This window comes from Limnospira platensis NIES-39 (genome assembly GCF_026000695.1).
GTDB classification, from domain to species: domain Bacteria; phylum Cyanobacteriota; class Cyanobacteriia; order Cyanobacteriales; family Microcoleaceae; genus Limnospira; species Limnospira platensis.
Genome location: NZ_AP026945.1, coordinates 1307190 through 1322844 on the forward strand (window position 1 = coordinate 1307190; position 15655 = coordinate 1322844).

Below are 15655 nucleotides of genomic sequence, written 5' to 3' on the forward strand. Positions count from 1 at the left end.
ATTTTATGTTCTTTTCCAACATTGATGATGAGATGTTATCAATTTTAGCAAATCTAAATGATCCGAAACTCCGCCATATATGGCTATAATTGTTTCAGGCTTGGTAGGCTAACCCCCCCCCATGGAGGAACTGACATTGACTGTAACTTCTCTTGAAAACCAAAACAAGTCCCCGATCCAGTTTACCTTTCGATGGGCGGGGAATGGGCGATGGCTATCACTATTGCTCCTGGGAGGATACTTAACCTTAACATCCCCACTCGCCCAAGCACAACAGCAACGCTACGGGGTCTATGTCTCAGGGGATAATCCCCTCCTGCTGGAAATAGTCCAACAGGTACAACCAGGAGCCATAATCAAAAGATATGGCGATCGCATTGTAATTGATGCCGGCATTTATTTCAATCAGACCCAAGCCCAACAACTCGTATCAAGTCTCAGACAAAGGGGAGTTCAAGCCCAAATTACCGATTTCCGCAATACTCCCGAATTTCAGAACTCCATAAATGTCAGCCCCCTGGTAGTTCCCCCACAACGAGGGTCAACCCCACCCATTCAAACCAATATTAGACTAAATACTATTCGCCCCACCACTGACCTAGGACTTTATCAAGTCTATATCAGACCTGGTGCAGCATCCCTAGACCAAGTGCGACAGGTATCCCCCAATGCACAAATTGTTCAATATCAGGGTGTCCCCGTAATTCAAGCCGGTAGTTTTGTCAACTTGTCCAACGCTGAACAACTCCTCAGTCAACTAATTCTCAGACGCATTCGAGGAGAAGTCGTCGCCTCTCGCGGACAATTGGAAATTTTACTCGGTTTACCCACTCAGACCCCTACTCCTATTCCCGCAGCGTCAGGTATTAACCTGGGACTAAGTGATACTGATGGCTATTTTGTATTAATTCCCACACCAGCCGCAGAACTATCTAGGACCGCTGAAAATGCCATCGCTTTAGGTGTACCTCAAAACAGCATTATCATTCGTGACCACTTCGCTGACCCCTTGGTAGCCGTTGGACCTTTTGCTGATTTGGGACTCGCCCAAGAATGGGAAAATTATCTCACAGATTCGGGAATTGGCTCCGCTCAAATATATTTTGGCAGATAGTCCCATTACTGTTACCATGATTAACAATGGCAGGCACTCCTAATCATTTTCAACTTATCCAACAGTTCGCTGTGACCGCAGCCCAAATGCAAGCCATAGAAACTCGCATTTTTGACGCGGGAATGCCTGTGGCAGCTTTAATGGAAAAGGTCGCCCTCAATATTACCCGCCGCCTATTGTCGATTTTACACTCTGAGCATACCAGCACACCAATCAAGTTAATTGGGGTTTTGGTGGGACCGGGGCATAATGGGGGTGATGCTTTGGTGGTGGCGCGGGAATTATACTATCGCGGTTATGGGGTTCTGTTATATTCTCCCTTCAGCCAACACAAGCCACTCACCGCCGATCATCTTCGATATGCTGCTAGTCTCGGTATTCAAACTGTAGAGGCGATCGCCCAATTAGCACATTGTGATCTAATTATCGATGGGATGTTTGGCTTTGGCTTAGAACGTCCTATCCAGGGGGATATAGCACAAATAGTCGAAACTGTCAATAGTTGGCATCAGCCCGTTTTTAGCATTGATATCCCATCAGGTATCCATACTGACACAGGATTAGTCCTCGGAAAAGCTATTAAGGCAACAAAAACTTTCTGTTTGGGGTTATGGAAATTAGCCTTTTTGCAGGAACAAGCCCTACCATGGTTGGGAACTTCCGAGTTAATTGATTTTGATATCCCTTTAACTGATATTCATGCCGTCCTGGGGGTGTCTCCCCCACTACAGCGACTAACTCCCCAATGGGCGATATCTCATTTACCTATCCCCCTCCCCCAAAATACCCATAAATATAAACAGGGTCATTTATTAATTATTGCCGGTTCCCGTCGTTATACCGGGGCGGCGCTATTGTCAGGCTTGGGGGCGCGAGCTAGTGGCGTGGGAATGCTATCAATAGCTGTCCCGGAGTCTATCAAGCCTCTGTTGAGTTTTCAACTACCCGAAGCCTTGATTATCGGTTGTCCAGAAACCGAGCTGGGTGCGATCGCCTCTATTGCTGATCATATAAACTTGGATAGTTATGATGCGATCGCCTGTGGTCCAGGTTTAACCCCTGAGAATGTCTCCCTCATTCAGACAGTATTAAATAGCCATAGACCCCTAGTCCTAGACGCTGATGGCCTGAACCTGTTAGCCCAACTAGACCCCGTGACTACCCTATCTAACCGTCAGGCTGCCACCATTCTCACCCCCCACCGTGGAGAGTTTAAACGCCTGTTTCCCCAACTAAATGATAAATCACATAGCTCTATGGAAGGGAGTAGGGCAGCAGCCCGTTTAACTGGCGCTGTGGTCATTTTAAAGGGTGCGAGAACCTGCATTGCTACTCCCCAGTCAGTAATCATTAACCCAGAAAGTAGCCCCGCCCTAGCCCGTGGGGGCAGTGGCGACGTTCTCACTGGTTTGTTAGGGGGCTTACTCGCTACCCAGTCTCGACAGTCACAGCCCCCAGAATTAAGCGCTCAAGTCGCCGTTTGGTGGCACTCACTCGCTGGTATAGTGGCAGCAGGCGATCGTACTGAATTGGGAGTCGATGCTTTTACCTTAACTAAGTATCTCAACTTAAAGCAGTTGTTAACACATTTCCCCCAGTTCACTCCTAATAGCAATGTACCTATATACAACAACTAACAGCTTAATTATGGTTTACCTTTCCTACTCCCTATCCTTCCCTGCCTAGATACAGCTATATCATTAATTCCTTAACTTAAACTTAGCCAAATACCCGGTAACTAATCATGAAAATTATCATACAACAGAACACCGTCTTAAAACAGAAACCTGTCGCATCCAATGAACTAAATTCCGCTGATAAAATCTCTATCTATGCTGGCAACCAATACGAAATTACCGACTATAAATCAGCCGGATATGGACACTTAGAAATTAAATTTAGACCACCCTATCCCGGACAACGGGAAACCTGGTATATATTCGCCCCTCACATTCAACTTATAGATGATAAAATAGGCAGCATTAATCAGCCCGTAAACATTAACACTCCCGTAGATACCAATAGCCCGGTCAGCAGTCCCAAACCCGCAGCTACCGTTTCCAGTAGTTGGAAATGGCCGATGCGCGGCACTAGCATGGGACCTAGAACTGAGTTTGGTTATGCAAGGGGGAGACTTCATGCTGGCGTTGATATTGGCGGATATACTCCTGATGAATGTTATGCTGCTAGTAATGGGGTTGTGGAGTATGTTAAAAATAATACCAGCGGCGCAGATGGTCGGTCTATTCATATTCGCCGCCCTGACGGTTGGGAACATCGATATTTGCATTTGCGGTCAATTAGAGTCAGGGTAAATGATCACGTTTCCCAAGGACAATTAATCGGAATTAGAGGCGGTTCTGGTTTTGGCTACGAAGGGCGAGAAATTGATGGCGGCGGCTATTCTATCCATCTCCATTTTGAAATTCGCCGACCTGACGGGACTCCCGTAGACCCCCGCCTATTTCTTCCTAATGATGGTAGTGTCCCTATTGTCGGATAATCGACAAGTGGCGGCGGGCGATCGCAAATCGCCATATTTCCTGGGAATTGGAAATTTACCCCGTGCCTATGCCTGAAGAAAATCTAGTAAAATTAGGCGGTGAGGTTCGCCGATCGCTTTCAACATTCCCGCTTGTTTAGAATAGGCTTGTCCGGCTATAATATCACCACGGCTTACCAGTTCCATATCCCACCCCTCCCCTAAAATCAGTTGCTCAAGACCTACTTCTAGGGGTCCGTGAAATACATGGCGCACTACCTCTTCTGTCCCATAAGTGCCAAACTCATATAGGGAGGTCGGGACATAGCCAATTTCTTCGAGTAATTCCCTTTTCATGGTTTCTAGGGGGGTTTCCATGGGTTCTATATGACCCCCAAACATCCCCCAAACCCCAGGATAAACTATGGTGGGGATATCGTCCCTTAGCTGTAGGAGAATTTTGTCGGACTGGTACAAAATGGCGATCGCTACTTCTCGAGCCGGTTTTGACATCATCTGGTAATATGGGTTCTATGGTGGTTATCATTGGTGCTGTTTGGAGATTTTAGCCACTAGGCGGTCAAAGTACCAGTTAAGTCCCGGTGATACCAAGCTGTGAAGGCGGTTCAGTAGCGTCATTTCTATTCCCGGAGTGATCGCAAACTCCCCCTTTTCCAGACCTCGGACAATAGCCTCGGCGACATCTTCTGGTTTCCAAATTCCAGCCGTCGCGGTTATCTCTTGGGTTTCTGGGGGTTTAGTCAAGTTTTCTGTCCTCAGTTGTGGCGTATCTGTGTCGGGTGGGTATACTACTGCTATCTTTATTCCCAATGGCTTTAATTCGCCCCGTAAAGCCTCCGCTAACCCCCGTAAGGCAAATTTGCTAGGAGAGTAGGCGGCATAGCCATAAAGCCCCATTAAACCCGCCCCAGAAGATATCAAAACTACTGTCCCTTTTCCCCGTTTTACCATCAGCGGCACTACTGCTTTTACTGAGTATAGCGCCCCAAAATAGTTCACTGACATTGTTTGTTCAAAGACTTTTACGGGCATTTCGAGGAAATAACCAGGATAGGCTACACCCGCTGATATCACCAATATATCCGGTGTACCTAGCCGATCGCATGAGTTCATCATAGCAGCTTCTATCTCCAGGCGATCGCTCACGTCCGCCACCAAGGTCAACACCTCTCGCTCAGGACACAACTTCTCTAGTTCCCTCGCCGCCTTTTCTAATTTTTCACCATCACGGGCAATTAGGGTAATATTAGCCCCTGCCTCCATTAGCAGTTTCGCTGTCTCTAAGCCTATCCCACTAGAACCACCCGTGATTATTCCATGTTCTACTTTCATCATAGAATTAATTTATCCACAGAGGCGATCGCCAATTGACAACTCTCGGCAACTCATGCTATTATTGTGTATAAAGTATATAATTGGAATCTGTGTAATTTTCAAATAACAGTTAATATCTCCATTATGATATAGACTATCACGGGCGCGACCGAAAAGCAACCCCCCACCCAAAAAAAAGGGATTTTTTTACATTTCTTAATAAAACTTAACACAATGAGATTGATTGAAGGTGCGTCAGTCAGTGGGTGGTTGGGTGTTGATATAGTCCTGTGCTTCTGACGCACCCTACCATAAGGAAGGAAGGTTGGGGAATTTTCGGGGTTATAGGCTGACGCACTCTACCATAACCATTGAAGGTGCGTCAGTTAGTGGGTGGCTGGGTGTTGATGTAGTCCTGTGCTTCTGACGCAGCCTACCATAAGGAAGGAAGGTTGGGGAATTTTCGGGTTATAGGCTGACACACTCTACCATAACCATTGAAGGTGCGTCAGTTAGTGGGTGGCTGGGTGTTGATGTTTTGGTGTGCTTCTGACGCACCCTACCATAAGGAAGGAAGGTTGGGGAAGGTTGGGGAATTTTCGGGGTTATAGGCTGACGCACTCTACCATAACCATTGAAGGTGCGTCAGTTAGTGGGTGGTTGGGTGTTGATGTTTTGGTGTGCTTCTGACGCACCCTACCATAAGGAAGGAAGGTTGGGGAATTTTCGGGTTATAGGCTGACACACTCTACCATAACCATTGAAGGTGCGTCAGTTAGTGGGTGGCTGGGTGTTGATGTAGTCCTGTGCTTCTGACGCACCCTACCATAAGGAAGGAAGGTTGGGGAATTTTCGGGTTATAGGCTGACACACTCTACCATAACCATTGAAGGTGCGTCAGTTAGTGGGTGGCTGGGTGTTGATGTAGTCCTGTGCTTCTGACGCAGCCTACCATAAGGAAGGAAGGTTGGGGAAGGTTGGGGAATTTTCGGGGTTATAGGCTGACACACTCTACCATAACCATTGAAGGTGCGTCAGTTAGTGGGTGGTTGGGTGTTGATGTAGTCCTGTGCTTCTGACGCACCCTACCATAAGGAAGGTTGGGGAATTTTCGGGTTATAGGCTGACACACTCTACCATAACCATTGAAGGTGCGTCAGTTAGTGGGTGGTTGGGTGTTGATGTAGTCCTGTGCTTCTGACGCACCCTACACTATGGAAGGTTGGGGAATTTTCGGGTTATAGGCTGACACACTCTACCATAACCATTGAAGGTGCGTCAGTTAGTGGGTGGCTGGGTGTTGATGTAGTCCTGTGCTTCTGACGCACCCTACACTATGGAAGGTTGGGGAATTTTCGGGTTATAGGCTGACACACTCTACCATAACCATTGAAGGTGCGTCAGTTAGTGGGTGGTTGGGTGTTGATGTAGTCCTGTGCTTCTGACGCACCCTACACTATGGAAGGTTGGGGAATTTTCGGGTTATAGGCTGACACACTCTACCATAACCATTGAAGGTGCGTCAGTTAGTGGGTGGTTGGGTGTTGATGTAGTCCTGTGCTTCTGACGCACCCTACACTATGGAAGGTTGGGGAATTTTCGGGTTATAGGCTGACACACTCTACCATAACCATTGAAGGTGCGTCAGTTAGTGGGTGGTTGGGTGTTGATGTAGTCCTGTGCTTCTGACGCACCCTACACTATGGAAGGTTGGGGAATTTTCGGGTTATAGGCTGACACACTCTACCATAACCATTGAAGGTGCGTCAGTTAGTGGGTGGTTGGGTGTTGATGTAGTCCTGTGCTTCTGACGCACCCTACACTATGGAAGGTTGGGGAATTTTCGGGTTATAGGCTGACACACTCTACCATAACCATTGAAGGTGCGTCAGTTAGTGGGTGGTTGGGTGTTGATGTAGTCCTGTGCTTCTGACGCACCCTACACTATGGAAGGTTGGGGAATTTTCGGGTTATAGGCTGACACACTCTACCATAACCATTGAAGGTGCGTCAGTTAGTGGGTGGCTGGGTGTTGATGTAGTCCTGTGCTTCTGACGCACCCTACACTATGGAAGGTTGGGGAATTTTCGGGTTATAGGCTGACACACTCTACCATAACCATTGAAGGTGCGTCAGTTAGTGGGTGGTTGGGTGTTGATGTAGTCCTGTGCTTCTGACGCACCCTACACTATGGAAGGTTGGGGAATTTTCGGGTTATAGGCTGACACACTCTACCATAACCATTGAAGGTGCGTCAGTTAGTGGGTGGTTGGGTGTTGATGTAGTCCTGTGCTTCTGACGCACCCTACACTATGGAAGGTTGGGGAATTTTCGGGTTATAGGCTGACACACTCTACCATAACCATTGAAGGTGCGTCAGTTAGTGGGTGGTTGGGTGTTGATGTAGTCCTGTGCTTCTGACGCACCCTACCATAAGGAAGGTTGGGGAATTTTCGGGTTATAGGCTGACACACTCTACCATAACCATTGAAGGTGCGTCAGTTAGTGGGTGGTTGGGTGTTGATGTAGTCCTGTGCTTCTGACGCACCCTACACTATGGAAGGTTGGGGAATTTTCGGGGTTATAGGCTGACACACTCTACCATAACCATTGAAGGTGCGTCAGTTAGTGGGTGGCTGGGTGTTGATGTTTTGGTGTGCTTCTGACGCACCCTACACTATGGAAGGTTGGGGAATTTTCGGGTTATAGGCTGACACACTCTACCATAACCATTGAAGGTGCGTCAGTTAGTGGGTGGCTGGGTGTTGATGTAGTCCTGTGCTTCTGACGCACCCTACACTATGGAAGGTTGGGGAATTTTCGGGGTTATAACCTGACACACTCTACCATAACCATTGAAGGTGCGTCAGTTAGTGGGTGGCTGGGTGTTGATGTAGTCCTGTGCTTCTGACGCACCCTACACTATGGAAGGTTGGGGAATTTTCGGGTTATAGGCTGACACACTCTACCATAACCATTGAAGGTGCGTCAGTTAGTGGGTGGCTGGGTGTTGATGTAGTCCTGTGCTTCTGACGCACCCTACACTATGGAAGGTTGGGGAATTTTCGGGTTATAGGCTGACACACTCTACCATAACCATTGAAGGTGCGTCAGTTAGTGGGTGGCTGGGTGTTGATGTAGTCCTGTGCTTCTGACGCACCCTACACTATGGAAGGTTGGGGAATTTTCGGGGTTATAACCTGACACACTCTACCATAACCATTGAAGGTGCGTCAGTTAGTGGGTGGCTGGGTGTTGATGTAGTCCTGTGCTTCTGACGCACCCTACACTATGGAAGGAAGGTTGGGGAAGGTTGGGGAATTTTCGGGGTTATAACCTGACACACTCTACCATAACCATTGAAGGTGCGTCAGTTAGTGGGTGGCTGGGTGTTGATGTAGTCCTGTGCTTCTGACGCACCCTACCATAAGGAAGGTTGGGGAATTTTCGGGTTATAGGCTGACACACTCTACCATAACCATTGAAGGTGCGTCAGTTAGTGGGTGGCTGGGTGTTGATGTTTTGGTGTGCTTCTGACGCACCCTACACTATGGAAGGTTGGGGAATTTTCGGGGTTATAGGCTGACACACTCTACCATAACCATTGAAGGTGCGTCAGTTAGTGGGTGGCTGGGTGTTGATGTAGTCCTGTGCTTCTGACGCAGCCTACCATAAGGAAGGAAGGTTGGGGAATTTTCGGGGTTATAGGCTGACACACTCTACCATAACCATTGAAGGTGCGTCAGTTAGTGGGTGGTTGGGTGTTGATGTAGTCCTGTGCTTCTGACGCACCCTACACTATGGAAGGTTGGGGAATTTTCGGGGTTATAGGCTGACACACTCTACCATAACCATTGAAGGTGCGTCAGTTAGTGGGTGGCTGGGTGTTGATGTAGTCCTGTGCTTCTGACGCAGCCTACCATAAGGAAGGAAGGTTGGGGAATTTTCGGGGTTATAGGCTGACACACTCTACCATAACCATTGAAGGTGCGTCAGTTAGTGGGTGGTTGGGTGTTGATGTAGTCCTGTGCTTCTGACGCACCCTACACTATGGAAGGTTGGGGAATTTTCGGGTTATAGGCTGACACACTCTACCATAACCATTGAAGGTGCGTCAGTTAGTGGGTGGCTGGGTGTTGATGTAGTCCTGTGCTTCTGACGCACCCTACCATAAGGAAGGAAGGTTGGGGAATTTTCGGGTTATAGGCTGACACACTCTACCATAACCATTGAAGGTGCGTCAGTTAGTGGGTGGCTGGGTGTTGATGTAGTCCTGTGCTTCTGACGCACCCTACACTATGGTTCGGGAATTTTCGGGGTTATAGGCGATCGCCAATTGACACTCTCGGCAACTCATGCTATTATTATGTATAAAGTATATAATTGGAATTTGTGTAATTTTCAAATAAAAGTCAATATCTCCATTATGATATAGACTATCACGGGCGCGACCGAAAAGCAACCCCTCCCCCCAAAAAAAAAGGATTTTTTTGACAAAACTTAACAAAACTTAACATTTGGGCGAAATAAGTGGGAGTGTTGTGGGTGATAAAGGCTAGACCTGGCGGTTGGGTTAGCACCGGTTGCGGGAGTTATGAGATAGAGTGTGGTGCGTGTGAAATTTTCTTGTTGAGTAACTTCAGCCATTTGATGTAGGGGAACTACCCTAATTTTCTCATCAGGCCATCCGAGACGATAACAAATAGCGACCTGTGTTTCGGGGGGGTAATGTGCGATTAACTTATCTTGGGCGGCGGTGACATGGCGCGCGCTGAGATAGAGACACAAACTAGCTTTATGGGCTGCTAAACTCGCCAACTCTTCTGAGGGAGGAACACCTGTGGCGCGTCCACTGACGCGGGTTAAAATGATAGTCTGGACTAATTCAGGAATAGTCAACTCCAGCTTGAGTTTAGCGGCTGCATCTTGAAAAGCGCTAATACCGGGGACTATTTCAAAATCAATACCCATCTCTGAGAGTTGGCGTATCTGTTCATAAATAGCCCCATATAGGCTAGGGTCTCCCGAATGTAGGCGGACAACCGATCGCCCTTTTTGGACTCTATCTATCATAACAGGTAGGATATCCTCAAGGGTAAGATTAGCGGTGGGGATAATTTCTGCATCCTGACGCACACCGACTAACATTTGCGGGGGTATCAAGGAATCAGCAAACAGAATCACATCAGCTTGAGTCAAAAGTTTTTGGGCTTTAACTGTGAGCAATTCTGGGTCGCCTGGTCCTGCCCCTACAATGTACACCATTGGTGGCAATGATTTTCGGGTTGTGCCATTCATAGCAAAAATTTTTGCCCTACCAGTAATTTCTTTCCGGATTATATCAGAGTTAGGTGGTAACTAGGTATGGTAGATGCACCCTGGTTAATGCCCTGGAGAAAAACAAACTCCGGGGCGTTTTTTATATTTTATCATTCTGGGAGGCTGTTGGCAACCAATGGCAATCAAGGGGACTCTGGTTAGGGTGGGTTGATGGCTAGAAATCAGATTTGACGACATCAGGTAAATGGCGTTGGAAAACATATAACCATAGTAGACCTGTCATTGCCAATAGGATACCGCCCAGGCTAATTAATTGGGCTATTCTAAAGGGTCCTAACATAAGGCTATCAGTTCGGAGTGCTTCAATCCAAATTCGTCCAGAACTGTAGGCGATCGCATAAACTAAAAAAATAGTGCCTAATTTGAGGGGAGGCTTTTGTTGTAGGTCTCGGAAAAACAGGGTTAACAGTAAGCCAAAGACGAGGAAATTCCAGATTGACTCATAGAGGAAAGTGGGATGAAAATATTGATAGTCCTGATAACCCAGAGGTCGGTAGGGGGGAGATATGTATAACTTCCAGGGTAAATCTGTCGGACCGCCAAAGGCTTCGGAGTTAAAGAAATTTCCCCAGCGTCCGATAGCTTGACCTAAAATCAAGGCAGGCGCGACCAAATCAGCTAACAGCCAAAAGGAGACCTGATTAATTTTGGCGAAAATGACCGCCGCCAGCATACCTCCGATAATCGCGCCATGAATAGCGATGCCACCTTTCCAAATGGCAATAATACTAGCGGGGTCGTTAGCATAATTTTGCCATTGAAAGGCAACATAGTAAAGTCGGGCGGCGGGAATTGCACCAATGACCAACCAAATCACCAAATCCCCCATTAACTCTGGGTTGACATGGCGGCGGCTGGCGAGATACTGACAGAGGGTGACACCAATTAATACCGCTGAAGCAATTAGTAAACCATACCAGCGAATTGATATGGGACCGACTTCTAAGATAGTCGGTCCGGGAGATGTAAATTGAAACCCCACAGGGAGATATTGAATTAGCATTGATTATTCAGTTTCCCCGACCTCAGTTTCGGTGGTAGCTTCGGGGGAAGTTTCCATAGTTGGGGAGGTGGGTGTCATTCCTGCCTGTAGTTTAATTTGATCTCTAAAGCCGGCAGGGGCTAAGTCTATGGCTTCCGCAAATAGTAACTCAGCATCGTCAGGATTTCCCTGTTGTCTGAGTATGATAGCTTTAGCTAGGACGGGGCGAAAGTCTGACTCGCTGTTTTTGATAGCCTCATCATAAACGGCGATCGCTTCTTGGTAACGTTGCTGTTCGGCGTAAACCTGCCCTAAGATTAGTTGGATGGAGATTTCGTCAATACTTCCGGCTTGGGCTTGATTAATCTGTGGTGCTGATTTGAGGGTATCTTCTAATAAGCCAATGGCGGCTTCGGGGCGGTCTTGGGAAATCAGAAGGCTAACGAGTCCCTGGAGGGCTTGGACTTCTCCGGGTCGCTGTTCTAAAATTCTTCGATAACTTTGAGCTGCCGCTTCCGGATCGCCTGTATACTCTTGAGCTTGGGCTAATAGAATCCCATATTCTGGAGTTTCCGGGTGTAATTGCGCCAACCTCTGTAAAGGTTCAACAACATCTCTTACCTGTCCTTGACCTTGACTGATTAACTCAAATTTAGCTTGCAGAAATCCCCGTAGGGCGGTCTCATTATCAGGTTCTCTTTGTAAAACCAATTGATAACCCCTGGCTTGGTCTTCGAGGTCTTTGAGTTGAGCGCCGCTAATATTGGAAACGGCGGTTTGATTAGGTTCAGACTCGGATGAATCAGTTCTTAGGAGTCCTCCCAGCAAGGGGGCCATGGAAAATCCCACAAATGCGATTAGGGATAGAACTAAAATTACCCCAATCACGCCACGACGTTTATCTACCATGACTTCTAAATTCCTCTCTCCCAGCTAACGGCTTTGCTGATCACATGGTAGCAGAACGGATCACCGGAATGGGTGACGGATTTCCTGTTGTCCCATGGGATTTAGTACAATAGGCACATTGGTGTAATTGCTATCAAATAGGCGATCGCCATAGTGCTACCTGATGAGCTGTAATCTATCCTAGCCACCGATAGGTCTAGTTCTGTTGATGTGGAGTCGGTTATTCGGGTATTATTTACCCGAATATCTGACTTGATTAACGCCGACTAGGTTCTGATGGTACTGTATCACCTAGAAAATCATGCAGTTTGGCATGGTATGTTTCTCCTACTCTGAGGTTTTATGAGTCCTTCTCCGAATAAATTCCCCCAAGTCCCCGATTCCCCCCCTATCCCACCCCAACCAGGTGTTGATCAGCCAGAGGCGGAAAGTTCTCTAGTTGAACAGATAGATGATGCGGCAGTGCCTAACTTGACTGAAAATACCCCTTTATCTACCCCAGATAATCATGTTAAACAGCTATCAGATGAAGATGATGGTTTAGTTCACCCTATACCTCCCCCTAGTGAGCCTCGCCAATATAGGGCGATCGGTTTGGTGCGCGGGTGTTATCATGCTTCGGGTGAACAGTTTACTCAAGGCATTCTTCGCACTGTCGAGGGTGCGGAAATTGATGCGGTTCTGTTAGGACGGGTCATGAGTTTGGTTAAAAAACATATTGACCTAGAGGCTGAACATCTCTGGGTGGTTTATCCTCGCACTCGCCAGAAACAAGATGATCTGCACGTGCAAATTATGGGAGTTTGGGAACCACACACCCTGACTAAATCTGATGATGACTCTATGGCGGTTGATAAGATATCGCCGGATATTTCCCCAGAGCATCAGGCTTTACCGGATATTGAACATGGTTATTTTTCGATTCGAGGTGAGATTGTTTATCAGTCTCAGGATGACCCTCAATATGCGATCGTCAAAATCCGACAATCCTCTCGTCATGAAAACGAAAAACCCAAGTTCTTTAAATTAAAATTACTGGGGATGGTGGGTCTGCGACCTGTCGGACATTTTATAGACCTTCACGCACGTCTGATTGGTAGTGATTTAGTGGTTGAGGAAAGCCACGATATCGGGGCTTTACCTATTAAGGGTAAAAGACCGTTTAAACCAGGTAAACCCAGGGGCAGTTTCCCGCGATCGCCTCGTCCTGATACTAAGCCCCGCCGCACTTCGGCTTCCGGTTCCCCCACGCCAAAACCTATTCCCCGAAAATCTCCTAAAACCCAAGATTAGTTAGACCCGGCCAATAGCTTACATATCACAGCCCACAGTCCTCTCGGTCTGTCTAACACACTTAGGGGCAATTCCTTAATTGTCCCTAATGCACATTTTGGTAATTTTGTCAATCCCCCCTCAAAACGCCCAAAAAAAACTCGTGCATCGCCAGCAAATTCGCGAATACGAGTGAGGGTGATGGGTGGGGTAGGTGAGGCGAGAAAATGCAGGTTTGAGGCGATCGCTTTCTACCGGAAATCGGCTACAGAGCCCCTATAGATACAACAAAGGTATTTTCACATATAACGTTATGTTATCAGAACCCCAAAACGGTGTCAAGTGCCGATTCTCTCGTGACGCAAATGATGACTATTTCCCCGGAAATTTGTGGTGACTGATTCAATGTTTAAAATTGTCTGCCGAAATAAATAAGTCACAGCTATAGCAACGGTTGAGGATGCACATTTTAGTAATTTTGTCAATCCCCCCTGAAAACGCCCAAAAAAAACTCGTGCATCGCCAGCAAATTCACGAATCAGAGTGAGGGTTATGGGTGGGGTAGGTGAGGCGAGAAAATGCAGGTTTGAGGCGATCGCTTTCTACCGGAAATCGGCTACAGAGCCCCTATAGATACAACAAAGGTATTTTCACATATAACGTTATGTTATCAGAACCCCAAAACGGTGTCAAGTGCCGATTCTCTCGTGGCGAAAATGATGACTATTTCCCCGGAAATTTGTGGTGACTGATTCAATGTTTAAAATTGTCTCCCGAAATCGATAAGTCACAGCTATGGCAACGGTTGAGGATGCACATTTTAGTAATTTTGTCAATCCCCCCTGAAAACGCCCAAAAAAAACTCGTGCATCGCCAGCAAATTCACGAATACGAGTGAGGGTGATGGGTGGGGTAGGTGAGGCGAGAAAATGCAGGTTTGAGGCGATCGCTTTCTACCGGAAATCGGCTACAGAGCCCCTATAGATACAACAAAGGTATTTTCACATATAACGTTATGTTATCAGAACCCCAAAACGGTGTCAAGTGCCGATTCTCTCGTGGCGAAAATGATGACTATTTCCCCGGAAATTTGTGGTGACTGATTCAATGTTTAAAATTGTCTCCCGAAATCGATAAGTCACAGCTATGGCAACGGTTGAGGATGCACATTTTAGTAATTTTGTCAATCCCCCCTGAAAACGCCCAAAAAAAACTCGTGCATCGCCAGCAAATTCACGAATACGAGTGAGGGTGATGGGTGGGGTAGGTGAGGCGAGAAAATGCAGGTTTGAGGCGATCGCTTTCTACCGGAAATCGGCTACAGAGTCCCTATAGATACAACAAAGGTATTTTCACATATAACGTTATGTTATCAGAACCCCAAAACGGTGTCAAGTGCCGATTCTCTCGTGACGCAAATGATGACTATTTCCCCGGAAATTTGTGGTGACTGATTCAATGTTTAAAACTATCTCCCGAAATAAATAAGTCACAGCTATAGCAACGGTTGAGGATGCACATTTTAGTAATTTTGTCAATCCCCCCTCAAAACGCCAAAAAAAAACTCGTGCATCGCCAGCAAATTCACGAATACGAGTGAGGGTGATGGGTGGGGTAGGTGAGGCGAGAAAATGCAGGTTTGAGGCGATCGCTTTCTACCGGAAATCGGCTACAGAGTCCCTATAGATACAACAAAGGTATTTTCACATATAACGTTATGTTATCAGAACCCCAAAACGGTGTCAAGTGCCGATTCTCTCGTGACGCAAATGATGACTATTTCCCCGGAAATTTGTGGTGACTGATTCAATGTTTAAAACTATCTCCCGAAATAAATAAGTCACAGCTATGGCAACGGTTGAGGATGCACATTTTAGTAATTTTGTCAATCCCCCCTGAAAACGCCCAAAAAAAACTCGTGCATCGCCAGCAAATTCACGAATCAGAGTGAGGGTTATGGGTGGGGTAGGTGAGGCGAGAAAATGCAGGTTTGAGGCGATCGCTTTCTACCGGAAATCGGCTACAGAGTCCCTATAGATACAACAAAGGTATTTTCACATATAACGTTATGTTATCAGAACCCCAAAACGGTGTCAAGTGCCGATTCTCTCGTGACGCAAATGATGACTATTTCCCCGGAAATTTGTGGTGACTGATTCAATGTTTAAAATTGTCTGCCTAAATCGATAAGTCATGGCTATAGTCGGAGGAGGGGATAAAA

16 protein-coding genes are annotated in these 15655 nt (G+C 46.9%); 10 read left to right on the top strand and 6 right to left on the bottom strand.

Translation table 11 applies throughout. The features are described 5' to 3' along the window. The first annotated feature begins 136 nt into the window (after window positions 1-136). From N39L_RS06605 to N39L_RS06615, 3 genes are all read left to right on the top strand, one after another. Window positions 137-1114, top strand: coding sequence for a hypothetical protein (locus tag N39L_RS06605; protein WP_014274684.1), 978 nt, complete (start codon window positions 137-139; stop codon window positions 1112-1114). Between the two features lie 26 nt (window positions 1115-1140). Next, the gene (locus N39L_RS06610) at window positions 1141-2751 is read left to right on the top strand and encodes a bifunctional ADP-dependent NAD(P)H-hydrate dehydratase/NAD(P)H-hydrate epimerase (protein ID WP_014274685.1); all 1611 of its coding nucleotides are present in this window, start codon (window positions 1141-1143) and stop codon (window positions 2749-2751) included. A 107-nt stretch (window positions 2752-2858) separates the two neighbouring features. Beyond that, window positions 2859-3617, top strand: coding sequence for a M23 family metallopeptidase (locus tag N39L_RS06615; protein ID WP_006617153.1), 759 nt, complete (start codon window positions 2859-2861; stop codon window positions 3615-3617). Between the two features lie 66 nt (window positions 3618-3683). Here N39L_RS06615 and N39L_RS06620 read toward each other — a convergent pair whose 3' ends face one another. The 6 genes from N39L_RS06620 to N39L_RS06645 form a co-directional block, all read right to left on the bottom strand. After that, complete coding sequence (locus N39L_RS06620) at window positions 3684-4109, bottom strand: NUDIX hydrolase (RefSeq protein WP_006617154.1); 426 nt, start codon at window positions 4107-4109, stop codon at window positions 3684-3686. A 30-nt stretch (window positions 4110-4139) separates the two neighbouring features. Beyond that, complete coding sequence (locus tag N39L_RS06625) at window positions 4140-4952, bottom strand: SDR family oxidoreductase (RefSeq protein WP_006617155.1); 813 nt, start codon at window positions 4950-4952, stop codon at window positions 4140-4142. A gap of 4270 nt (window positions 4953-9222) precedes the next feature. Then, complete coding sequence (locus N39L_RS06630; protein WP_014274688.1) at window positions 9223-9393, bottom strand: hypothetical protein; 171 nt, start codon at window positions 9391-9393, stop codon at window positions 9223-9225. A 38-nt stretch (window positions 9394-9431) separates the two neighbouring features. Next, on the bottom strand, window positions 9432-10229 hold the full coding sequence (gene cobM / locus N39L_RS06635; protein WP_014274689.1) for a precorrin-4 C(11)-methyltransferase: 798 nt from the start codon (window positions 10227-10229) through the stop codon (window positions 9432-9434). Window positions 10230-10425: 196 nt separating this feature from the next. Beyond that, on the bottom strand, window positions 10426-11274 hold the full coding sequence (gene lgt, locus N39L_RS06640; RefSeq protein ID WP_006616432.1) for a prolipoprotein diacylglyceryl transferase: 849 nt from the start codon (window positions 11272-11274) through the stop codon (window positions 10426-10428). Between the two features lie 3 nt (window positions 11275-11277). After that, window positions 11278-12162, bottom strand: coding sequence for a tetratricopeptide repeat protein (locus N39L_RS06645; RefSeq protein ID WP_006616431.1), 885 nt, complete (start codon window positions 12160-12162; stop codon window positions 11278-11280). A 342-nt stretch (window positions 12163-12504) separates the two neighbouring features. Here N39L_RS06645 and patR point away from each other — a divergent pair, with 342 nt between their 5' ends. From patR to N39L_RS06680, 7 genes are all read left to right on the top strand, one after another. Then, the gene (gene patR, locus N39L_RS06650) at window positions 12505-13455 is read left to right on the top strand and encodes a heterocyst master regulator PatR (protein ID WP_006616430.1); all 951 of its coding nucleotides are present in this window, start codon (window positions 12505-12507) and stop codon (window positions 13453-13455) included. 193 nt (window positions 13456-13648) lie between these two features. Continuing rightward, window positions 13649-13831, top strand: coding sequence for a hypothetical protein (locus N39L_RS06655; RefSeq protein ID WP_014274690.1), 183 nt, complete (start codon window positions 13649-13651; stop codon window positions 13829-13831). Between the two features lie 168 nt (window positions 13832-13999). Beyond that, window positions 14000-14182, top strand: a complete 183-nt coding sequence (locus N39L_RS06660) for a hypothetical protein (RefSeq protein ID WP_014274691.1) — start codon at window positions 14000-14002, stop codon at window positions 14180-14182. A 168-nt stretch (window positions 14183-14350) separates the two neighbouring features. After that, complete coding sequence (locus N39L_RS06665; RefSeq protein ID WP_014274691.1) at window positions 14351-14533, top strand: hypothetical protein; 183 nt, start codon at window positions 14351-14353, stop codon at window positions 14531-14533. 168 nt (window positions 14534-14701) lie between these two features. After that, the gene (locus tag N39L_RS06670; protein ID WP_014274690.1) at window positions 14702-14884 is read left to right on the top strand and encodes a hypothetical protein; all 183 of its coding nucleotides are present in this window, start codon (window positions 14702-14704) and stop codon (window positions 14882-14884) included. Window positions 14885-15052: 168 nt separating this feature from the next. Beyond that, the gene (locus N39L_RS06675) at window positions 15053-15235 is read left to right on the top strand and encodes a hypothetical protein (RefSeq protein ID WP_014274690.1); all 183 of its coding nucleotides are present in this window, start codon (window positions 15053-15055) and stop codon (window positions 15233-15235) included. A 168-nt stretch (window positions 15236-15403) separates the two neighbouring features. Then, window positions 15404-15586 carry a hypothetical protein gene (locus N39L_RS06680; protein ID WP_014274690.1) on the top strand — a complete coding sequence of 61 codons (183 nt, stop codon included), beginning with the start codon at window positions 15404-15406 and terminating at the stop codon, window positions 15584-15586. The last annotated feature ends 69 nt before the right edge of the window (window positions 15587-15655 follow it).

Excerpts from the sequence above, each read along its gene's own strand:
- patR (WP_006616430.1), top strand. The coding sequence starts at position 12,505 with ATGAGTCCTTCTCCGAATAAATTCCCCCAAGTCCCCGATTCCCCCCCT.
- N39L_RS06625 (WP_006617155.1), bottom strand. The coding sequence starts at position 4,952 with ATGATGAAAGTAGAACATGGAATAATCACGGGTGGTTCTAGTGGGATA.
- lgt (WP_006616432.1), bottom strand. The coding sequence starts at position 11,274 with ATGCTAATTCAATATCTCCCTGTGGGGTTTCAATTTACATCTCCCGGA.
- N39L_RS06610 (WP_014274685.1), top strand. The coding sequence starts at position 1,141 with ATGGCAGGCACTCCTAATCATTTTCAACTTATCCAACAGTTCGCTGTG.
- N39L_RS06645 (WP_006616431.1), bottom strand. The coding sequence starts at position 12,162 with ATGGTAGATAAACGTCGTGGCGTGATTGGGGTAATTTTAGTTCTATCC.
- N39L_RS06620 (WP_006617154.1), bottom strand. The coding sequence starts at position 4,109 with ATGTCAAAACCGGCTCGAGAAGTAGCGATCGCCATTTTGTACCAGTCC.
- N39L_RS06615 (WP_006617153.1), top strand. The coding sequence starts at position 2,859 with ATGAAAATTATCATACAACAGAACACCGTCTTAAAACAGAAACCTGTC.
- cobM (WP_014274689.1), bottom strand. The coding sequence starts at position 10,229 with ATGAATGGCACAACCCGAAAATCATTGCCACCAATGGTGTACATTGTA.